We start from the raw sequence: 687 nt of genomic DNA, 5'->3' as shown, positions 1-687 counted from the left end.
GTTAGGATTAATGCCCTTCGAGGGGCGTTCACTGCCATTTAAAAACTAGTAGCCTCCTCCTGAATATCCTGACCTATAATCCTTTCCATTTCAAATGGCATACAAAGCTGATTAGGTGGTATATCATCACCTCCATTATCTCTATCAGATTCATTATACCATTCTTCGTAATAATCTTCCGCTTTGTCTTCACATACTGGACACCAGTTGCACCCCATACTAACCACATGGTCAGGGATTTCAGGAGTCCTTCTAACTTCGTGCGTTTTACCACAACCTTCACAGGTAATGTTTATTGTACTCATATCTTATAGCGTTTTTAAATTCATCGTTCACTCATTAATCCTAACGTTCGCAGCGTCTCAATGCGCTGTTAACCGTACCACACCTCTTCGGGCACGTAATCCTAACATCTAGTATCAGCCATGAATCAGAGGCATTGAGCCGTCATCCGATCTTGTTTTCGGCCTCAAAAATTTCTATCGTTACCCTTACCTTATTTTTAAACATTTGATCTGGTATTGGGTAATCTCCAGAGTAAACCTCAGTATAATTGCCATGTAATGACATAGATATAAACTCATTGAATTCATCATGCAATACCTCATTAGGTTTAAATGTCTTTTGTATTTTCCTTGTCTTCATTTTTGATTCCTTCACAATTCACGTCTGATACCTGCGAACGTT

Annotated in this window: 2 protein-coding genes; both read right to left on the bottom strand. The window is 39.2% G+C overall.

Annotated features, from left to right (window positions below):
- Nucleotides 1–38: 38 nt before the first annotated feature.
- Entirely contained in the window at nucleotides 39–305 is a 267-nt protein-coding gene (locus tag AWW68_RS10990; protein WP_068220882.1) for a hypothetical protein, read from the bottom strand.
- A gap of 142 nt (nucleotides 306–447) precedes the next feature.
- A complete protein-coding gene (locus AWW68_RS10985) occupies nucleotides 448–645 on the bottom strand; it encodes a hypothetical protein (protein ID WP_157717620.1) in 198 nt (65 codons plus the stop codon).
- Nucleotides 646–687 lie beyond the last annotated feature (42 nt).

This window comes from Roseivirga spongicola, assembly GCF_001592965.1.
GTDB lineage: Bacteria > Bacteroidota > Bacteroidia > Cytophagales > Cyclobacteriaceae > Roseivirga > Roseivirga spongicola.
The sequence above is the reverse complement of the archived record's forward strand: the minus strand, read 5'-3'. Positions and strand labels throughout refer to the sequence as shown.

Excerpts from the sequence above, each read along its gene's own strand:
- AWW68_RS10985 (WP_157717620.1), bottom strand. The coding sequence starts at position 645 with ATGAAGACAAGGAAAATACAAAAGACATTTAAACCTAATGAGGTATTG.
- AWW68_RS10990 (WP_068220882.1), bottom strand. The coding sequence starts at position 305 with ATGAGTACAATAAACATTACCTGTGAAGGTTGTGGTAAAACGCACGAA.